The 20,118-nt window shown below is 69.9% G+C and carries 17 protein-coding genes and 1 pseudogene; 7 read left to right on the top strand and 11 right to left on the bottom strand.

The window, feature by feature from the left end:
- Position 1: 1 nt before the first annotated feature.
- From ABZ656_RS39295 to ABZ656_RS39320, 6 genes are all read right to left on the bottom strand, one after another.
- Positions 2-859 (bottom strand): hypothetical protein, encoded by an 858-nt coding sequence (locus ABZ656_RS39295; RefSeq protein WP_360274779.1) that lies wholly within the window; start codon positions 857-859, stop codon positions 2-4.
- 349 nt (positions 860-1,208) lie between these two features.
- The gene (locus ABZ656_RS39300) at positions 1,209-2,228 is read right to left on the bottom strand and encodes an SRPBCC family protein (protein WP_360274782.1); all 1,020 of its coding nucleotides are present in this window, start codon (positions 2,226-2,228) and stop codon (positions 1,209-1,211) included.
- Between the two features lie 562 nt (positions 2,229-2,790).
- Positions 2,791-3,651 (bottom strand): AfsR/SARP family transcriptional regulator, encoded by an 861-nt coding sequence (locus tag ABZ656_RS39305; RefSeq protein WP_101403437.1) that lies wholly within the window; start codon positions 3,649-3,651, stop codon positions 2,791-2,793.
- Positions 3,652-4,363: 712 nt separating this feature from the next.
- The gene (locus ABZ656_RS39310; protein WP_101403436.1) at positions 4,364-5,002 is read right to left on the bottom strand and encodes a ScbR family autoregulator-binding transcription factor; all 639 of its coding nucleotides are present in this window, start codon (positions 5,000-5,002) and stop codon (positions 4,364-4,366) included.
- A gap of 726 nt (positions 5,003-5,728) precedes the next feature.
- Positions 5,729-6,418, bottom strand: a complete 690-nt coding sequence (locus ABZ656_RS39315) for a ScbR family autoregulator-binding transcription factor (RefSeq protein WP_101404137.1) — start codon at positions 6,416-6,418, stop codon at positions 5,729-5,731.
- A 946-nt stretch (positions 6,419-7,364) separates the two neighbouring features.
- Positions 7,365-8,192 (bottom strand): SAM-dependent methyltransferase, encoded by an 828-nt coding sequence (locus tag ABZ656_RS39320; RefSeq protein ID WP_360274787.1) that lies wholly within the window; start codon positions 8,190-8,192, stop codon positions 7,365-7,367.
- 354 nt (positions 8,193-8,546) lie between these two features.
- Here ABZ656_RS39320 and ABZ656_RS39325 point away from each other — a divergent pair.
- Positions 8,547-8,927, top strand: a pseudogene (locus ABZ656_RS39325) (pentapeptide repeat-containing protein); the annotation flags it as partial.
- On the opposite strand, the gene ABZ656_RS39330 reads toward ABZ656_RS39325, so the two are convergent.
- Positions 8,890-9,183 carry a hypothetical protein gene (locus tag ABZ656_RS39330; protein WP_360274790.1) on the bottom strand — a complete coding sequence of 98 codons (294 nt, stop codon included), beginning with the start codon at positions 9,181-9,183 and terminating at the stop codon, positions 8,890-8,892. The pseudogene ABZ656_RS39325 and the gene ABZ656_RS39330 overlap by 38 nt on opposite strands.
- A gap of 691 nt (positions 9,184-9,874) precedes the next feature.
- Between ABZ656_RS39330 and ABZ656_RS39335 the strand changes: the two genes are divergently transcribed.
- From ABZ656_RS39335 to ABZ656_RS39345, 3 genes are all read left to right on the top strand, one after another.
- Positions 9,875-10,105, top strand: a complete 231-nt coding sequence (locus ABZ656_RS39335) for a hypothetical protein (RefSeq protein WP_101403432.1) — start codon at positions 9,875-9,877, stop codon at positions 10,103-10,105.
- Positions 10,102-10,326, top strand: coding sequence for a hypothetical protein (locus ABZ656_RS39340; protein ID WP_067385861.1), 225 nt, complete (start codon positions 10,102-10,104; stop codon positions 10,324-10,326). The genes ABZ656_RS39335 and ABZ656_RS39340 overlap by 4 nt, the downstream gene beginning before the upstream one ends.
- A gap of 754 nt (positions 10,327-11,080) precedes the next feature.
- The gene (locus tag ABZ656_RS39345) at positions 11,081-11,695 is read left to right on the top strand and encodes a TetR/AcrR family transcriptional regulator (RefSeq protein ID WP_218978031.1); all 615 of its coding nucleotides are present in this window, start codon (positions 11,081-11,083) and stop codon (positions 11,693-11,695) included.
- 23 nt (positions 11,696-11,718) lie between these two features.
- On the opposite strand, the gene ABZ656_RS39350 is transcribed toward ABZ656_RS39345, so the two are convergent.
- Genes ABZ656_RS39350 through ABZ656_RS39365 form a run of 4 tightly spaced genes read right to left on the bottom strand, consistent with a single transcriptional unit; the run spans position 11,719 to position 16,662 of the window.
- The gene (locus ABZ656_RS39350) at positions 11,719-12,477 is read right to left on the bottom strand and encodes an SDR family NAD(P)-dependent oxidoreductase (protein ID WP_101403430.1); all 759 of its coding nucleotides are present in this window, start codon (positions 12,475-12,477) and stop codon (positions 11,719-11,721) included.
- Positions 12,474-13,262, bottom strand: a complete 789-nt coding sequence (locus ABZ656_RS39355; protein ID WP_101403429.1) for an enoyl-CoA hydratase/isomerase family protein — start codon at positions 13,260-13,262, stop codon at positions 12,474-12,476. The genes ABZ656_RS39350 and ABZ656_RS39355 overlap by 4 nt, the downstream gene beginning before the upstream one ends.
- Positions 13,259-14,902 (bottom strand): AMP-binding protein, encoded by a 1,644-nt coding sequence (locus ABZ656_RS39360; protein WP_360274795.1) that lies wholly within the window; start codon positions 14,900-14,902, stop codon positions 13,259-13,261. The genes ABZ656_RS39355 and ABZ656_RS39360 overlap by 4 nt, the downstream gene beginning before the upstream one ends.
- Positions 14,899-16,662 (bottom strand): CocE/NonD family hydrolase, encoded by a 1,764-nt coding sequence (locus ABZ656_RS39365; RefSeq protein ID WP_360274798.1) that lies wholly within the window; start codon positions 16,660-16,662, stop codon positions 14,899-14,901. Before ABZ656_RS39365 ends, ABZ656_RS39360 begins: the two co-directional genes overlap by 4 nt.
- Before the next feature lie 339 nt (positions 16,663-17,001).
- Between ABZ656_RS39365 and ABZ656_RS39370 the strand changes: the two genes are divergently transcribed.
- The 3 genes from ABZ656_RS39370 to ABZ656_RS39380 all read left to right on the top strand — a co-directional run bounded on the left by ABZ656_RS39370 (position 17,002) and on the right by ABZ656_RS39380 (position 20,065).
- On the top strand, positions 17,002-18,438 hold the full coding sequence (locus tag ABZ656_RS39370) for a carboxylesterase family protein (RefSeq protein ID WP_360274801.1): 1,437 nt from the start codon (positions 17,002-17,004) through the stop codon (positions 18,436-18,438).
- 58 nt (positions 18,439-18,496) lie between these two features.
- Positions 18,497-19,522: a zinc-binding dehydrogenase gene (locus ABZ656_RS39375; protein WP_101403426.1), complete on the top strand. Its 1,026-nt coding sequence runs from the start codon at positions 18,497-18,499 to the stop codon at positions 19,520-19,522.
- A 165-nt stretch (positions 19,523-19,687) separates the two neighbouring features.
- Positions 19,688-20,065 (top strand): cyclophilin-like fold protein, encoded by a 378-nt coding sequence (locus tag ABZ656_RS39380; protein WP_360274804.1) that lies wholly within the window; start codon positions 19,688-19,690, stop codon positions 20,063-20,065.
- Positions 20,066-20,118 lie beyond the last annotated feature (53 nt).

Here is a 20,118-nt window from a genome sequence, read left to right on the forward strand (position 1 = left end):
CCTACTGCCGATACCCGCCCAGGAACCGGCCGATCCGGCTGATCGCCGCGTCGAGGTCGTCGGCGAGCCGGAAGCGGGCGGGGGCCGGGCCGCGGTGCGGGGCGCGGGGCTCTTCGGCCGCCAGGGCCGGCAGGGCCCTGGCCAGACGGTCCTGCCAGTGCGCGGCACCCGCCGCGTCCACCCCGGCCAGGGGAAGGTCGCGGGTCAGTTTCGCAAGCATCCGGCCCCCGGTGCTGGCGGGTCCGTGGCCGCATTCGGCAAGAACCAGTCCCAGCTGCGCCAGTACGTCGGCCAGCACGGTCGGCACCACGTAGCCGGCCACCGCGCCCAACAGCCCCGCCCCCGGGCCGGGGCCGGCCGGGCGGCGCAGCGCCACACAGGTCAGGCTCTCGCAGGCCAGCAGGTCGGCGAAGGCGGCGGCGAGCACGGGCTGCCACTGCCGCAGCTCACCGCCCCCGCGGCCGGCCACGGTGAGCGCGGCCCGGCGCAGCACACTGCCGGCGGCGGCCACCAGCGCCGCCGGGCCGAGCAGCACGGCCGGCACCGGGGAGGACTCCGCGACCTGCCCCCGGGCCCGTGCGGCAGGCGGCGTACCGGACCCGCCGGACATACCCGCGGCATGTCCCAGCGCCAGGTCCCGGCGCAGGAGCGGGCGCAGGACACGCACCCGCTGGTCGGCCGCGGTTACCTGCCCCAGACCGGCCGCCACAAGGAGCGGGACCACCCGCCCGGCAGAGGCGGCAGACCCGGCAGAGGCGGCAGACCCGGCGGATGCGGCGAGGGCGGGCAGGCCGTAGGGGTTGGCCGCATCGCGGGGATCGCCCAGCAGCGCCTCCAGCCGCAGCGCGGCGAGCGCCACCTCGAGCGGCGGCGGCAGCGCGGCATACCGGTGCGCCAGCGCTCCCGGGAGCTCTCCGGCCGGCCGGACAGCGCTCCCGCACCCGCCACTCCCCCCGCGCCCCGTCTCCCCCCGTACCGCCGGCCCAGACGGCCCAGACGGCCCAGACGGCACGGACGGCGAGGACGGCGAGGACGGCACGGACGGCGAGGACGGCGGGGCCGAGTCCGCCGGCCGGGCCGGCGGGACAGCAAGGGCAGAAGCAGGGGCGGGAGCAGGGGTAGGAGCAGGGGCGGGAGCAGGGGTAGGAGTAGGGGTGCTGGGCGCGGCGGGCTGGGTGACGGCCATGACCGGCCTCCTGTTCATCTGTTCATCGCAGACGGCGGACGGTGCTCTCGGCATGCCACTTGGCCAGGCCCAGCGCTTCGGTACTGGCGCGCGACAGCCAGGCACGGACATGGTCGCGGGCCTCAAGCAGGCCGGTGCCCGCACCGAGCACCGGGGTGACGGCTTCCTGCCGGAGCATCACCTGGTGGGCCGCGACGACCGTGACCCCGGACGCGTCCGGCAGCAGCGACCACTCGCCGCTGTGAGCGGCGATCAGCTCGGGCGTGAGCGTCTCCTTGTAGACGATCCGCCCGGCGTGCGGGAAACACAGCCGCACGGCCCGCGTGCTCACCGTCCGCCCGCCCGGCGCGGCACAGGTGTCCAGGGACGCCACCTGGATCCCCGGCACGTCCTCACGCACACTGGCCCACTCCACGTGCGGGACCCGCTCGGGCCAGTCCTCGATCCGGTAGAGGAAGTCGTAGACCAGCTCCGCGGGGCCCTCGATCCGCACCCGGTCCTCGAACGACAGCAGCAGTTCGTCCAGTTGCTCCCACCGCTCGGCCGCCCGCCGTACCTGGGCGAGCCGGCGGCGCACGTCCGCCTCCGCCTCCCGGCGGGCACCGGCACCGTCCGCAGCCGCCACCGGCAGCCCGCGCTCCTGACGCAGGGCCAGCACACACTCCGTCTCGCCCGCCGACCGCACACTCCACACACCCGAGGTCACACTGCCGGGCCAGGCAGCGTCCTCCTGCTCGAACACGACCGCCCGGGCATCGGGGTGCAGCACCCGCCGGGTGTGCCAGGAACCAACCCGGCCGCCCAGCACACCACCCACACCACCACCGTCAGCATCGGCATCGGCGTTGTCGGCGCCGGCCTCATCGGCCAGCTCCCACATCCGCAGCCGCTCCTGGACCCCGTCGAAGTCGAGACGCTCGACATGCACGACCGGGGGCAAGAACACCGGCCAGCGGGCGGCGTCGGCCAGCATCCCGTACACGACACCGGCCGGAGCAGCCACCCCCACCGTGTCCTCACAGGCGTGCACGCGCGACGACATGCCGGCCCCTCCTCCTCCAGGCACACCCCCACCCTGCCCCCCACCACTCGAGCCCGCCTCGCGCCCGCCCGGACCCCACCCCGCCACCCCGCACACCCGCCCCGCACACCCGGCCGGCACCCCGCAGCACCAGGACCCGGCACCACCGGCGCCCTCCGGGGCCCGGCACCACCGGCGCCCTCCGGGGCCCGGCACCACCGGCGCCCGGCAGTCCGGGGCGGAGAAGGGGACAGTGCGGGCCCGGCGGGTGCCGGCCGGGCGACACAGCCTCAACACCGCCGTACGCCATCCACCGCAGCCACCACGGCCCACACAACCGGGCACCAGCAGCACGCACAACACGGGCGGTACGCACAGCACGGGCGGTACGCACAGCACGGGCGGTGGGGGCGGGGTGAGGCCCGGACAGGGCAGTGAGGCCCGGACGGGGGCCGCACGGCCGCAAGCCCGCGTACACGGGGCACGGGGCGCGGGGCGGGGGGCGGGGGGCGGACCGGGACCGGGCATGTGCCAGGTCCCGGCGGAAGGAGCCGGGACCTGGGCGCAAGCGGGGCGAAAGGGGTCAGCCGACCGGGGCGAGGCGTCCGGTCCCGGCGGGGCCACTGCCCGTGGAGCCCGGCCCGGCGGGACCGGGGACGGTGGCCGGTGAGCCGTCCGGCCGGGCCATCAGGATGGAACGCTGCAGCTTGCTCAGCGCCGCCGACGGTTCCAGGCCCAGACTGCGCACCAGGATGGCACGCAGCCGCTGGTAGGCGTCCAGGGCCTCACCCCGGCGCCCCGAGCGGTACAGGGCCAGCATGTACTGCCCGCACAGGCTCTCGTGCGTGGGATAGCGGCTGACCAGCACAGTCAGCTCGGCGAGCAGCTCACGGTGGCGGCCCAGCCGCAGATCGGCCTCGATCCGCTGGTCCAGCGCGCACAGCCGGCTCTCCTCCAGCCGTTTGACCTGGGTCGCCAGGTGCATCCCGGCATGCACATCGGCCAGCGGCGGCCCGGACCACAGCCCGAGCGCGGCCCGCAGATGCCTGGCCGCCCCCGGAAAATCGGCAGCATCCATCGCCCGGTAGCCCAGCCCCGCCAGCCGCTCGAACTCCCGCACGTCACTGCCGCCCTCACCACTCTTGAGGAGATAACCGCCCGGCACGGTCAGCAGCACGTCCTTGGCCGTACGGGCATCAGCCGCATCCGGCTGCAGCGCCACGGTGATCAGCTCCCGCAGCTGCAGAATGTACGTCTGCAGAGTAGGCCGCGCACTACGCGGCGGCCTGCTGCCCCACAACTCCTCACTCAGCATGCCCACCGGCACCATCTGATCAGCCTGCAGGACCAGCAAAGCCAGCACCTGCCGCGGCTTGGGAGCGGTCGGAGTGATCGAAACGCCCTTCTCCCGCACAGCAAGAGTGCCGAGTATGTCGGTGTCCACGCCGTCTCCCCTGTCCATCCACTGCGGTCTGCCGAACCCCTCGGACCCCGTCAACCCCAGGCCCCCAAAAAAACACCAGCCCCCAGAACCTCCCCGACCCCGACCCCGGAACCTCCCAGACCCCGGCCCGCCGGAACCCGCACCGCCCCGGCCCCAAACCACCAGACCACCAGACCACCAGCACCACCGGACTGCCAGCACCACCGGACTGCCAGAACCCGGACTGCCAGAACCCGGACTGCCGGGTCCCGATGCCGCCGGCCCCCGGAGCCCGGACCGCCGGACCCCGACGCCGCCAGAACCCGAGGCCGCCAGACCCCGGACCGCCACAGCCCGCACCGCCCCGGCCCCAAACCACCAGACCACCGGCACCACCGGACCCCCGGGCTGCCAGAACCCGATGCCGCCAGAGCCCGGACTATCCAGTCCCCGATACTGCCGGGTCCCGATGCTGCCGGGCCCTGGTCTGCCGGCGGGCCGGCGGGTGAGCCGCGCCCGCCGGCCGGGAGCCGCCCGACACACCGAGTAAAAAACAGCATGGACGGTATGTCAATCTCAAACCGGTCGTCTTGTTTTCTCTCCGCCGATGCTCGAGATCCCCTCGAGAGAATCCGACTTCTGGCACATAAGCGCCCCGACCGGGCGGGATTCCGGCTGCTGCGGACGCCCTGCCAGCGGTTTGACTTCCCTATTACCGGACCATGCGGTCTGTTTACCTGGGGGTGCGGTCGGTTCCGGCGGCCCGGGAACCGGGCAGGGCCGGCAGCCGGTGCGAGGGAGCCGCAAGGCCGGGCAGCAGCAGGGCCCAGAACTGCTCCACCAGATGCGGGGAAGAGCGCACACGCTGGCGGGAGGCGAGCCGGCCGAACCCGGCAACAGAGGCGACCACCGCCACCGCGGCCGCCTCCGGCGACACCCCCCGCGCCAGCTCCCCCGCACCCTGCGCCTCACGCAGCAGCCCATGCACCCACTCACTCCACCACCGCCCCGGCCCCTCCGCACTCTTGCGCGAAGGATCACCGCCCAGCTCGAACCCGGCCCGCAGCACCGGATCCACAGCCAGCGCCGCCACCAGATCACGGCTGACATCCACCAGCAACTGCAGCCCGCCCCCGCCCCCCGCACCCTCCCGCACCGCCAGCCGCTGCACCGACACCGTCGCCGCCGCCTCCACCTCACGGGCCAGAAGATCCTTGCTCGGGAAATGGAAATGCAGCGCCCCGGTACTCACACCCGCCCGCCTGCTGATCACCGGCAGCGAAGCCAGCGCATACCCGTCCTCCGCAAACACCTCCGCCGCCGCACGCACCAGAGCCCGACGCGTCCGCACCGCCCGCACCTGCCTCACCATCCCACCCCTCCTCCCCACCCCCGCACCAGCCACCACCACCGCCACCCCGCACACACCGGGACCCGTCCACCCTACCAAACCGCATGCCCGGTATGTTTCCTTGCCCGTGCTCCACCCCACCCCGTCCCTCCGCCCCACCCAGCCCCAGCCACCCACCCCCGGACCCCGCACAAACCAAACACCCCCCGGCGGAAGGCCACCCGCCCAGCCACCCCGCCCGCCCCGCCACCAGGACCCACACCGCCGACAACACAGGCCAGGCCGGGCACAGCAGACAAGAAAGGCACACACCACCAGAAGAGAGCGGCCCCACAGGCCCGCCCCACGCTCAGCGGCAGCACTCGACGCCCACTCGCACCCGACCAGAGCCCCCCACCCGGGCCAGGGCCGACCCCAGCCCCCACCCACCACTACACACCCAGACCAGGACCGCACACAGGCATGGCAGACCAGGCAGACAAAGGAGGGAAGGACACACCGCCGGGACCAGAACCAGCGCCGGGCCACACCAGGACAAGACACACAAGCAACGGAAGAAGACAAGATCAAAAGCACAGGAGGACAGAAGACCGGGCCGACGCCAGACCAGGCCGGGACACCAGGCCAGGCCGGGACACCAGGCCAGGCCGGGACGGGACGCCAGGCCAGGCCGGGACACCAGGCCAGGCCGGGACGGGACGCCAGGCCAGGCCGGGACGGGACGCCAGGCCAGGCCGGGACGCCAGGTCAGGCCGGGGCGCCGACCCCGCCCAGACCCGCCGCCTCCCCCGCCTCCGCAGCCAGCCGCTCACCCTCCAAAGCCACCTCCGCAGCCCGGGCCGGATCAATCACCAGCCGGCCCAGCACCGCCGGCACCGCCACACTCGGCAGCAGATGCTCGAACAACGCACACACCCGCTCCTCCAGATCCTCCCGGCCCGCCAGCGTGTGCGAATACACCTGCACCCCCGTCCACGCCGCCGAGAACACCCACGCACTCTCCGCCACATCCACCTGCGGCAGCAGCTCCCCCTGCTCCTGCGCCTCCCGCAACACCCTCTCCGTCGCATCCAGCCACGTCCGGATCGTCCACGTACCGAAAACCGCCCCCATCTCCTGCCCCAACGACAACCGCGCCGACGCAGACACCACCGGATTACGACGCATCCGATACGCCAACGCCAACCCCATATCCACCAACTCCTGCAACTTACTCACCCGCGGCGCCAGCACAAACCCCGCAAACTGCTCCCCCAACACCCCCTCCGCCAACGCCCGCTTCGACGGAAAATGAAAATACAAAGCCCCCTTCGTCACCCCCGCCCGCGCCAACACCTCACCAATCGTCGCCGCCTCATACCCACGCTCATCAAAAACCGACGCCGCCGCATCCAAAATCGCCCGCCGCGTACGCACCGCACGCTCCTGCCGCACCACAAACCCCTCCAAAGACCAACCCACAACCCACCACAACATGCTCCCTGCAACCACCCCAAACCAAACCAGCTAGTCCGTATATTCACAAGACCAAAACCCCCACCACCCCCCAACACCAACCCAAACACCCACCCCCACCCACCACCCCACCCACCCCCACCACCAGCACAAACACCCCCACCCACCCCCCACCACCCCACCCACCCCCACCCAACCGGACGACCGGATTCAACCCCCACCCCACCCCACCCCACCCCACCACCACCGGCACCACCCTGTTCCACACGACGGAAGCCGCCCCGCTTGCACAAGCGCACAGAGACCGACTGGACCCCACTGCCCAGCATGGGCAAGACGAGGAAGTCTCCGCTCACGGCCCTGCGCAAGTAACAGATCAGGAAGGACAGCCCCGGACCATCCGGCCTCGCCGCCCCTCTTCGACACCTGCCTGGCGATCCCACCGCCGCACGACCCCGCACCGCCTCCGATCTCCCGACCACGCCCACACGGAAACCGGAAACGGACAGCAACTGCCGGACCCGGAAGAATGACCGCAGTGAGCAACATCGAACTGCGTCACCTACCGACTCGCTCCCAGCGGGGGTGTCCTTCGACACTGAAGTCAGTCGACGTCGTCGCTCTGATCTGCGGCGACCAACTTCACGTCAAGGCGTCTGCCTTGTGGCCACCCGCCACAGGCAGGCGAGGAGTCCTCGGCTTCGCCAGGCACGATGGACCAGCCCGTCGCAACATCAATCCCACCGTTGTGGCAGACGTACTCGGCCCCGGGAAACTCGCGCAGCCACGCGGCCAGAGTCTGAGCGGTACGGTCGGGCAGGACGTCAATCCGCTCACTTGCCGACGTCGATGCCGAGGAACTTCGCCACCCCGGCGACCTGCCGGCCGGAGGCGCAGCTGCCCGGCGATCGTCATCCAGCGATCACGTCTAGGCTTTCCGGGCCAGTCCGGCGGCAATGAGGTGTTCCCAGACCGTGAGCTCTCGTCTTTCGCCGCTGTTCCACGGGTTGTCGCTATCGTCGGGACGCCACAGGGACGCGGGGACGATCCCGGGGTCGAGGATCTCCAGGCCGTCCAGCAGGGAGGCGATCTCCGCGTCGGTGCGCCACCGGCCGCGGCCGAACGTCTGCTGGAGGACCTTCTCGGCCTCCGCGGTCTCCGGGTTGTTGCCGGAGCGGAAGTGGCTGATGAAGAAGTAACTTCCGGAGGGGACGTGGTCTCGCCAGTAGCGGACGATGCCAGCCGGGTCCTCGTCATCGTTGACGTGGTGGAGGATGGCGCTGAGGATGACGGCGACGGGACCAGTGAAGTCGATGATTTCCAGGGTGTCGGGGTGAGTGTGGATGCCTTCGGGGTTGCGCACATCGACCGCGACGACGCGGGTCCGGTCGTTGTTCTCCAGCAGTGCGCGGCCGTGGACCAGCACTTGGGGGTCGATGTCGACGTAGACGACCCGGGACTCAGGGGCGTGCCGTTGCGCGACCTGGTGGACGTTGTCCGCGGTTGGCAGGCCACTGCCCAGGTCGATGAACTGCCGAATGCCGGTGGTCTTCGCGATCTCCCTGACCGCCCGGGTCAGGGCCGCGCGGTTGGCAAAGGCGATGGCCACCGAACCGGGCAGGTCGCGCTTGAACACGTCGCCGATCTCACGGTCCACGGCGTAGTTGTCCTTGCCGCCGAGCAGGTAGTCGTAGACGCGGGCGATGCTGGGCTTGGCCGGGTCGATGGAGGAGCCTTCGTACGTCATGGGGGCCATTCTTTCCCGCAACGTCGCCTGCGGACCCTCGTTTTGGGATCCTCCGGCCGGTCGGGGGCGGCGCGAGGGCATGGATGCCTGGGCTCGGTGTCAAACGCCCGTACCCTTCAAGCAGGCTCGATCGAGCATGAGTTGCAACACCGGGACACCGGTGCCCTCGGGCGTGAACGCCAGGCATTTGTCCTCCCCGCGCAGGCGGGGGTGAGCCGCGGAACTCCAGCTCGTCCGGCATCCGCAGATGGTCCTTCCTGCGCAGGCGGGGGTGAGCCGGGCGTCGACGGAATGCTGTCCTGGTTCGGCAAGCCCTCCCCGTGCAGGCGGGGGTGAGCCGATCGCGCGCCCGCCGACCTCAAGACCGCAATCCTCCACCGGGCCCGCTGTGCACTGGCCGACCTGCGCGGCGCGCGGCTGGCCGAGACCGACCTGCGGGACGCCGACTTCACCGAGGCCGACCTGCGCGAGGCGAACCTGCGCAAGGCCAACGCGCGCGGTGCGGTCTTCCGCCGATCCGACCTTCGCCTGGCAGACCTGCGCGGCACCGACTTGAGCACGGCCGACCTACTCCAGGCACGCCTGACCGACGCCCTGGCCAGCGACCACACCCGCTGGCCCGCCGGCTTCGACCATGCCGCCGCCGGCGTCGTCGTCACCGAGGACCCCGGCCGCGAACCCCCGCCCCTGCTCCAGCCGCCGGGGATCACGACGAACTACCCCCCGCTGCGATCCATGTCGTGACGAAGAAACCCGTGTAGCGCCGGCCGTACCCGGAGATGTCAGTGGACTCCAGGACCGCCGCCGGATCGAGGACGTCAATCAGGCGCCCGGCCCGCACGGACTCCGGGACATCGCGCAGCGAGGCCCGGAAGGCCGACCCGCTCCACTGCGCCCGGGCCAGCCCTTCGGCGAGGAGACGCTCCCCCGTACTCGGGCACCCCCCGCCGTCGCTTTCCTCGAAAAGCGTGCGGGCGACCCACTCGAGGACGTCGGTCATCGCAGCGGTCGTCACACGCGGTCCAACGAGCCACGGCGGGCTGTCCTGTGACAGTGCACGTTGAGCGCGTGCCAACGAAATCTGAGCGACTCTGGTCCAGCGCCTGCACACTGGCTCTCTCCAGTTGCCGTTGCGGTGTGCTCAGCGCTTTCTGGAAGAGCGGGTGGAACCGCCCGCTCTTCCAGGAGGAGCGCACCATGGCGCAACCGATAAGCCGGCCAACGATCAGCGCTGAACAGTTCAGCCGAGTGTGTGACGAGATTAGGAGCACGGCGCCGCCCGAGAAGGACGCTCAGTCCATCCGGGACTGTGCTCTACGCATCGTGCAGACCCTGGGCCTGGCGCTCTCCACGGATGACCTGAGCAGGCTCCTCACCGAACTCATGGCCCCTAGCCTGGCCCCACCCCCAGAGAGCCCTCAGTACACCCGAGAGGCCATCCTGGACATGCCTGACGCACAGCCAGGAGAAGATGAAGGCCCGGTCAGGTAGACCCGGCCGCCACGCCTGACTACATCCGCGGCTCGCCGGAGGACGCCTGACCCCCACCGCTCAATCTTCGGTGACACGGACTCGCGGCCGTCAAGATTCGATGGCACGCGCTCAAGATCCGATGGCACAGGACACGGGCACCGGTGGCAGGCCAGCGCATCGACTTGGCCAGAAATCGAACATGTGGCCTAATTGTTGGCATGGAGCACGCACCCTTCCCCTCTGACCTGATCGAGCTCCAGGCGGAGTGGCAGCTCACGTCTGCGGTGCTGGCCGTGCCGCACCCGGTGCACACCACCGCGCTGCGCCGCCGCCTGCAGACCCTGTCCGGCCAACTGCTGTTTCACCCGTACTGGTCCGGCCCGGGACGGACGCCGGCGGCGCGCGTGGAGCTGCGCCGCCAGGCCCGCGCCATGGGGTGGCGACCGTGAACCGGCGCCCGGAGCACCTCACGGCACGGGAGGAGCAGATCCTGCGGTGCATACGGCGCTGGATCGAGGAACGCGGTGAGGGCCCGTCGGTCCGGCAGCTTGCCGACGACATCGGGCTCAGCAGCACAGCGTCGGTCGCCTACCACCTCGGCAATCTTGAAGAACGCGGCGCCCTGGTGCGCGACGGGCGAGGCTGGCGCACCTGCCGCCTGGTGCGGTGACCGCGCACTCACGGACGAAGCCGCCGGCCGCGGCTCAGGGAGCGGGGGCAGGTTGTCGGCCGTGAGGTCGCCTCGGACGCGCAGCACGCGGGGGCGGTGCCGGAACCGCCCCAACTCGCGGGGACCGGTCTGGTCAGCCTCGATCTCCACGACCACGTCGGGGACCACGGGCCGGTAGTACACCGGATCGGCGCCAGGCAGCCCGCCCACGGTCCCGGGCAGCTCCGCCTCCGTGTCCCCGGCCGGCCGCAGCAGCGGGAGCAGCTCGTGGCGTACCGCCTGGCCGAGGGGGAGGCTCACTCCCACGGCCCGCATCTGGCCTCCGCGGTACGTCAGGCCGAGGATGAGGCACTGCGTTGCGGGAGTACGGCCGCTCACCCCGAGGACCGCGGCCTCGCTGGTGTGCATCTGCCACTGGTGGAGTGTCGGTATTCGAGGGTTGCAGTATTCGCCCGCAGGGCGAGGTGCGACGGTCGTTCGGTGTCGTGGAAGACGGCTTCCCTGCTAGCGAGAGTGCCCACCTCGACGGTACGTCGACCAACACAAACGTACCTTGTCAGTTACCGACGCTCACCATCACGTCGTGCTGACCCGCCCAGGACCACGAGTTCCGCGAACACGACGTCCACATCTTCCGCGCACAGCCAGGCCCGCTCAGCACCTAGTACGACACAAACATGTCGACGTGCTAATCGCTGGTTTTCACGCGGCTCGGGGCCCAGGTCATACTGGGTCTGTGATGACTGGGCCTGTGATGACTGGAGTGGACGACACCGGCAACGGTTCGGTGCGACGTCGGCGGGTCGACCCGGAGCGTCGGGGCCAGCTGCTCAAGGACCTCGAGGAACTCGTGCTCGCCGAGGGGTTCATGGCGCTGAGCATGGACGATCTGGCGCACCGGCTGCACTGTTCGAAGGCGACGCTTTACAGCGCGGCCGGGAACAAGGAGCAGCTGGTGGTGGCCTTGACGAAGGGGTTCTTCCGGCAGGCGACCGAACAGATCGAGCAGGCCGTGGCCGACGTGGCCGACCCGAGGCTGCGTATCCCGGCTTACCTGTCGGGGGTCGGCAGGGCGATGAGCCGGTGTTCGACGCAGTTCTACGCCGACATGATCGGGCTCCGGTCGACAGCCAGCATCTACCGGACGAATTCCGCGGCCGCGGCCCGACGCGTCCAGGAGTTGATCGCCGAGGGCGTCAAGGAGGGGGCGTTGCGGCCGATCGACGGGAACTTCGCCGGGCAGCTCGTGGCGCTGGCCATCGAAGGGGTGCAGTCCGGAGTGCTCTTGAACGGCGGCCTCAGCGCGGGTGAGGCGTACACCGAGATGGCTGATCTCCTTCTGCACGGTCTTAGCGCGCCACCGGCCTGAGCGCGACGAGCGGCCCGCTTGCGTCATCGGATCGAGGATCCGATGGAGATGCCGCCGTCAACGTCCAGGACGACACCGGTGATGTAGCCGGCGGCCTCGCTGGCGAGGAAGGCCGCGGCTTCGGCGATGTCCTCGGGCCTGCCGGTGTGGCGCATCGGGACTTTGTTGGTGAGTTTGTCGCGTGCGGGGCCGTTCATGGAGGCGAGCATGGGCGTCTCGATGAGTCCGGGGGCGATGGCGTTGGCGGTGATGCCGTGGCGGGCGCCTTCGAGGGCGAGGGTGCGGGTCATGCCGACGATGCCGGCCTTGGCGGCCACGTAGTTGGTCTGGCCGAAGTTCCCGCGCCAGGACATGGAGGAGAAGCTGACGATGCGTCCGTAGCTCTGGCGCTTCATCGGGCCGAACGCGGCGCGGGCGCAGTGGAAGCCGCCGGTGAGGCTGACGTCGATGACGGCGTGCCAGTCGTCGTCGGTGATGTCCTCGACGCGGTTGTCGCGGATGATGCCGGCGTTGTTGACCAGCACGTCGAGGCGGCCGAGTTCGGTGGTGACGCCGTCGATCCAGGCGTTGACCTGGGCGGAGTCGGTCACGTCCACCCTGTCGGTGCGGAGTTTCGTGTCGTGGGCGTCGGTGATGGTGCCGGCGGCGTCGGTGAGGGCCTGTTCGTTGACGTCGGCGAGCGCGATCGTGGCGCCCTCGGCGGCGAAGCGGGTCGCCATGGCGAGGCCGAGACCTTGTGCGGCGCCGGTGATGGCGACGACGCGTCCGTGGTAGCGATTCACTTGGTGTCTGCTTTCGTGGTCCGGGGAGCGAGGAAGGCCCGCAGGGCGTCGGCCACCGAGCTCGCCCACCAGTTGTCGGCGAAGGTGGCCAGTTCCTCGCGCAGGGCCTGCTCGGCGGGCATGCCGTCGATCCGGTGCAGCAGCGTTTTGAGCCGTTGCTGCGCGGGGCTGTGGCGGTCGGCCAGTTGTCGGCAGACGCGGGTGGCGGTGGCGTCGAGGTCGGCCTCGGGCACGATCGCGTGGATCCAGCCGGTGTTTGCGAAGGCGGTCGCGGGCAGTAGTTCGCCGGTGAGCAGGAGCCAGCGCGACAGTCCGCGTCCGACCGCACCGGGAAGCCGGACGCTTGACCCGCCGGCCGGTACCAGCCGCCGCTGCAAGTGACCGTCGCCGATGAGCGTGGTGTCGGCGGCGACGACGACATCGCAGGCCAGGGCGAGTTCCAGGCCCCCGGCGACGGCGTGACCGTGCAGCACGGCCACCCATGGTTTCGGGCTGGCCGCGATACGGCTGAAGCAGGCCGACACGTCGGTCAGGAAGTCGACCGGGTTGTCGCCGCGGTCGTGCAGCTGAAGGAACTGGTGGAAGTCACCGCCGGCACAGAAGCTCGGTCCCTTGCCTGCCACGGCGATGACCGCTGTGCCGGGGTCGGCCTCGGCGCTGGTGATCTGCTTGTCGAGGGCTTCTATGAGGGTGACGTCGAGGGCGTTGCGCCGCTCCGGGCGGTTGAGCAGCAGCCACCTGACGGCGCCGCGTTGCTCGACGATGAGGGGATCCGTGTCGGTCACTGTGCCTCTCGGCTGGAAAGTTCGGTGCGGCGGCGCTTGCGCAGCAGGTAACGCTGGGTCTTGCCGCTGGGCGTCTTGGGCAGGGCGTCGATGAAGTGGATCGTGCGGGGGTAGGCGTGGGCGGCGTAGCGGGTCTTGACCAGCAGTTGGAGCTCGCCGGCCAGTTCCGGCGAGCCGTCGGCGCCGTCGCGGAGGACGACGTACGCCTCGATGACCTCGCCGCGCACCTCGTCGGGTGCGCCGATCACACTGCACTCGGCGACCACGGGATGCTGGGCGAGGACACTCTCGATCTCGAACGGCCCGATCCGGTAACCGGCCATGATGATCACGTCGTCGTCGCGGGAGGAGAAGAAGAAGTCGCCGCCCGAGTCGATGCGCCCGGCGTCGCCCGTGAGGTACCAGCGGCCGTCGGCGGTGAACTTGGAGCCGCTCTGCCCGGGGATCTGGTAGTCGCGGAAGGTCATCAGCGGGCTGGCGGCGACGTCGATCGCGACCCGGCCGAGCACGCCCGATCCGGCGGGCTCGTCCTTCTCGTCGGCCAGGACGGTCAGGCTCCAGCCGGGCAGCGGCCGTCCCATCGATCCCGTCTTGAGGGGGCGGGCGAGTTCGGGATGGTGGTGGTTGGCCAGGGGCATGCCGACCTCGGTCTGGCCGAAGTGGTCGTGCACGGCCAGGCCGAGCGCGGCGCCGGCCCACTCGTTGACCTCAGGGGTCAGTGGCTCGCCCGCGCTGGACGCCCGCTGCAGGCGCAGGCCCTGCGGTACCGGCACCGACGAGGAGCGCAGTCCGCGGTACACGGTCGGGGCGGCGGCGAAGTCGGTGACCTGGTGGTCGACGAGGGTGCGCCAGGTCGTCTCCGGGGAGAACCCGCCGAACAGCAGCAGGCTGGGGATGCCGGCGGCCATCGGAGCGACGATGGCCGAGTACAGCCCGTAGGCCCAGCCGGGGTCGGCGGCGCACCAGTAACTGCTGTCCCCGGTGACGCCCAGGGCGTACTCCAGGTAGATCTGCCATCCGGCGATGTAGGAGACGGGGTGGATGACGCCCTTGGGCTTGCCGGTGGTGCCGGAGGTGAACATGTGCACCAGGGGCCCGTCCCCGCTCGTGGTGACGGCGGGGACCGGCTCGGGCGACGCCGCGGCGACGAGGTCGGCCAGCGACGCGTCACCATGCTGCGCGCCGCTTCCGCTGACGACTAGGCGGCGTTGTGGGTCGTCCGGCATGTCGGGGCTCGGGTCGAGTTTGTGGCGCTGGTCCGGGTCGACGACCACGACGTGCGCGCCTGAGCCTTCTAGACGCAGGGCGATGGCCTGGGGCGCGAATGCGGTGAACAGCGGGACGTAGACCGCGCCGAGTCGCCAGATCGCGAGGATGACGGTGACCAGGTCGGTGCTCTTGCCCATCAGGGTCGCCACCCGGTCACCCGGACCGACGCCGAGCCCCTGCAGCGCCCGCGCACAGCGGTGCGAATCCGCGGCGAGCTCGCCGAAGGTCAGCGTGGAAGTCTTCCCGTCGCTGTCGACCACGGTGAACGCGACGCGGTCGGCGGGGTGCCGGTCGCACAGCAGCCAGGCCACATCGAGGGAAGAAGCCGTGAATCGCGCAGTCAGTTCGGCGACCCGGTCGGCGGCGCTCATCGCTGGGCCTTCCGGTCGATGACCGGAAGGACGAGCCGGCTGGGGTGGCCTGGTCCGTGGTGGATGTGGTTGATCGCGGGAACCATCTGTTCTTCGGTTTCGTGGGCGATGAATCCGCCGGTGTTGGTGTTGCGGTCGTAGCGGGGGAAGTTGCTGCTGGAGACATCCAGGCGGATGCGGTGACCGGGAAGGAAGACGTTCGACGTGACACCCAGTTTCACGGTGACCTCGTAGACCTCGCCCGGAATGAGTGGCCTGGGGTTGGAGAGGTCGTCTCGATAGCGCAGTCGCAGCATTCCATCGCAGAGGTTGATGGCTCGGCCGTCCGGGAAGACGTCGACCAGCTTCGCAGTGATGTCGGTGTCTACGGCACTGGAGGATACGAATACCTTCAGCTCGACATGGCCGGTCACCTCGAGGGACTCTTCGAGAACCGGGGTCGCGTAACACAGGATGTCTTCGCGCCCGTCGACGACGGATTGGTCGACGGGGCCGACCAGCCCCGGTTCTGCGGGCAGCAGTGCTCCGCCGGCTGTGGGGACGGGGTCGCGGGGATCGTAGGTGAACCCGTCGTGCGAATCGGCCGTGGGTGCGGCGGCCTGCAGTGATCCGTCTCCGTGGCGAGTTGCTGCCGACCCGGCGCTGTTCAGATAGCAGTCGGTGTACTGGGTGTCGGGGAGGGGCCAGTCGACCTCGTCACGCCACTGGTCGATACCCATCACGAAGATCCGAACCCGTGGCGCAGGCGTTGCCGGGCTGATGCCGCGGAGGTGCTCATCGAAGAAGGCGATGTGCTCGGCAGTGGTGTCGATTTCGGCGGGGATCCCGAAATACCGATCGGCGAACCGGGCCGAGAATTCCACGTGAGCCCAGGGGCCGATGAGCAGGCGAGACTTGTCGCGGGCGTCTTCGGAGCCGCCCTGCGTCCGGACGCCGAGGAACCCTTCGACGGTTCCGTTGATCTTCAGGTCGTACCAACCGCCGATCGAAAGAACCGGCACGTCGACCTTCGACATGAACTCCGGTCCCGACCAGTCCTGACTCTTCCAGTACTCGTCGAAGTCAGGATGAGCGATCCAATCGTCAAACCAGCGACCCGTGCCGTGGACCGGCAGATCAGCGATCGGCGTGGCGTCGTTGAGTGGCAGCGGGTCAAGCAGGGAGCCGCCGAGACGGTACAGAGTGGCCGGGTCCTGGGTCGTTCCCAGTGCCAGACTCCGTTGCTCCTGGCCCGCGTACATCATCGCGTTCCAGAACGTGTTCAGGCTGAGTGACATCGCGCCGCCTTGCGAGTACCACAGGTTCGTGTACCAGTCCGCTGCCGCCACGGAAGGAGCGATTGCGCGAAGTCCCGGGGTTTCGCTGATCGCCAGCGCCCACTGCACCATCCCCCAATAGGAGGCGCCATACATGGCCACAGTGCCATCCGACCAGCTCTGCTCGCGCACCCACGCGACTGTGTCCTGCCCGTCCGCGATCTCGTTGACCTTGGGCTCGAAATCCCCTTCGGAGGCGCCGGTCCCCCGCGCATCCTGGACGACCACCGCATACCCGGCGTTTACCAGTGACATCAGTGACGGCGTATTGCCGGTCTGGCTTCCGAAATGGAATGCCGTCCGCCTGTCGTACGGGCTTCGGACCAGCAAAGTCGGTGCCTGACCCTCCAGAGGGCGCCACACATCTGCTACCAGTGTCACGCCGTCGCGGGTCTTCAAAGAGACATTCGGTTCGTACACGTGCTTCATGTCGTCGTGCGGCATTTCGGAGCTCCTCATTGAGCTGCGGCGACTCGATCGGCGGTACGTTAGTCAGCACATACGTACCCTGTCAACGTACCGACTTCGGCTGATACCCCCGTCACCAACACCAATCAGCGGAGATCGTGCGCAGAGATCAACAGCTCGAACGGGCGAACCCGCCGAGCTCGGGCTATGAGAAGGAGCGGGGCAGAGAAGTGTCACCTGATGACCACCAGGTGACTGCTGTCCGCTCGGCGATCTACCGGAGTCCAGGGAATGCTGGGAGAGCGTCTCCGCGAGCGATCAGCCGCCGACACGCCGCGCGAAACAGCCGTACCGCACCGGAAGGAATCTCACGCCATGACCGTGACCGCGCCCAGGGCCCCGACTGCACCAGGGGTGCGGTCCTGGTGGGGAATCCCGTACGCCACCGCCGAGCGATACCGCCGCCCCGTGGTCGCGGATTTCGATCCGGACCGCCCCTACGACCGCAAGGGCGTCGTCGCTGTCCAGCCTGATGCCGGCGACTGGCTCGAAGCGGACAGCGGGATGGGCGAGGACTGCCTGAACCTGAACGTGTGGGCCCCCGAGGGGCCTGCCGGGAAGGCGTTGCCAGTGGCGGTGTATTTCCATGGCGGCGGATTCGAGTACGGCGCGAACACGCAGACCACCTCGAATGCCGCCGGTCTCGCCGCGACGGGACGCGTGGTGAGTGTGTCGGTCAACTACCGGCTCGGCGCACTGGGCGCGCTCTCGCTCTCGCAGTACGGCGGGCGGCTCGCCGAGGCCAGCAACCTCGGCCTGCAGGACGTCATCGCCGCGCTCGCCTGGGTCAGGCAGAACATCGCCTCCTTCGGCGGCGACCCCGACGACGTCACCGTCTTCGGCCACAGCGCCGGCGCCTACCTGACCCTCGGACTGCTGGGAGCCTCCTCCGCGGACGGCCTGTACCGGCGACTGGCCGGCTTCTCCGGCGCACCCTCGCGTATCGTCCCGGCCTGGTGGGCCGAGGAACTCGCGGAGCGGTTCGTCACCGAACTCGGTGTCGCGGGCAACCCCGACAAGCTGATCGATCTCGACACGGCCTCCCTGGTGGCCGCCCTGCGCAAGGTCTGCCCGACGGATCTCGGAGTCCGCGGCGGCATGGACAACCAGAGCCTCGGCGTCGTCCTGGACACCGGACAGCCCGGCTCCGTGCTGCGCGCCCACCCCCTGGACGTCCTGGCCTCGGGCTCGCACCAGGACATCGACATCTTCCTGAGCACGGCCAGTGACGAGATGGGCTGGTGGGTGGCGAACGACCTCGACCGCTTCGACCCGCACACCGTCGACCGCGTCACCGACGAATTCGCGGGGTGGCGCATTCCCCGCTCCCGCGCCAAGAAGATCGTCGACGTCTACGACCGGGACGGCCGCACCCCTGCCGAGGTCCGCGCCGCGGCCCTGACGGACTACATCTTCACGCTCCCCGCCGCTCGCGGTGCTCTGGCCCACGCCGCCGCGGGCGGCAACGCCCATCTCCTCGCGATCGGGCCCGCCGAGGGTGCGCCCGCCGTGCACGGCACCGAGCTGTACGCCCTGGTCGGCCAGGAACGGCCGGACCGCAGCCGCGAACAGGCCGACCGTGACACGCGTATCCGCGACATCGTCCTCGACTTCGTCACCGGCGAGCAGACCCGCCTGTGGCCCGCCGTCACGGACCGCCCCATCTCGGGAAGTGTCGGCAACCCTCCCTCCGAGCCCAGCGCCCACTACCAGGCGGTCCTCGACCTGTTCAAGAACATCGCCCGCCCCTGACCGTCACCGGGCGATCCGGAACAGCGCACCAGGGGGCGAACAGAGCAAGGAATTCGACATGAGCCAACCGACAGCTGCAGGCGGTGACACCGCACCGGGGACGATGCGGGCCGTCGTCGTCACCCGGCCCGGCGGCCTCGACGCACTGGAGATCCAGGAGGTGCCGGTGCCCGCACGCAAGCCCGGCTGGGTACGGATCAGGGTGAAGGCGTTCGGCGTCAACGAGTCCGAGGTCACCACCCGCAAGGGGGAGTCGGACGCGGTGGTCACCTACCCGCGGATCCCCGGCATCGAGGGCGTCGGCGTGGTCGATGACGTCGACGAGAACAGCGAGCTGAGGCCGGGACAGCAGGTGGCCACGATGATGGGCGGCATGGGCCGCTCGTACGACGGCGCGTACGCCCAGTACGTGACCGTCCCCGCGGCACAGGTCATCCCGTTCGAGACCGGCCTGCCGTGGGAGGTCGTCGGTGCGCTGCCGGAGATGTTCCAGACCGCCTACGGATCGCTGACCACCGGCCTGGACCTGACGGCCGGGCAGAGCCTGCTGATCCGCGGCGGCACCTCCACGGTCGGGCTGAGCGCGGCCACGATCGCGCAAGACCTCGGAGCCACCGTGCTGTCCACCACGCGCAGCCCGGAAAGGGCAGGGCAACTGCGGGCCGCGGGCGTCGACCATCCCCTCCTTGACAGCGGCACGATCGCCGACCAGGTTCGCGAGCTGATGCCGGAGGGTGTCGACGCCGTACTGGAACTGGTGGGCTGCTCGGTCCTCGCCGACACCCTCCGCACCGTCCGCCGGCACGGCACGGTCTGCTTCACCGGAGCCCTGGCGGGCCAGTGGACGATCCCCGATTTCACCCCGTTCATGATCCCCAACGGGGTGCGGCTGACGTCCTACGGCGGTCAGGCCGCCGACCTCCCGGCCGACGTCTTCGCCCGCCAGCTCCAGGCCATCGCCGCAGGGCGCCTCGAAGTCCCGGTCGCGAAGGTCTACCACGGCCTGGAACAGGTCCGTGACGCCCAGGCCGACGTCGAGTCCGGCACCACGCCGGGCAAGCACGTCGTCGTCGTGGACGACTGAGACCTGGGCTACCGAGAATGGTAAGTGGATCGACTTGCCATCGAGGTGGTGCGGAAGTTACCTTCACGGGGTGCGTGTCGAACAGAAGTTCGTACCCCGATGGGCAGGGCGTACGTGTCGGCCGCCGACGATCACTCCAACAACATCCCAGAGAGCGGAACCCTTATGAGAATCCGACTGACCGCCGGAGAGACCGTCCTCAACGCAACCCTCGACGACAACGCGACGGCACGGGACTTCGCCTCGCTGCTTCCGCTGACGCTGCAGATGAACGACCTGTTCAAGCGCGAGAAGTACGGTCACCTGCCCCGGTCCCTCGCTGCGGGAGGAAAGCCGCGGTTCAGCTACGAGATCGGCAACATCGCCTACTGGTCACCCGGTCCCGACATCGCCGTCTTCTATGACCACGACGGCGAGTCCATCCCCGACCCGGGCATCGTCATCCTCGGCGAAGTCGACTCGGGGGTCGATGCCTTGAAGAAGTACGACGGCACGGTCGACGTCACCATCGAGGCCATCGAGGCCATCGAGGCCATCGACTGAGACCCAGCCGGAAACAACCGGGATCGTCAACCAGCAGGGGGGAGGGGGCCATG

Source organism: Streptomyces sp. NPDC007095, assembly GCF_040634475.1.
GTDB lineage: Bacteria > Actinomycetota > Actinomycetes > Streptomycetales > Streptomycetaceae > Streptomyces.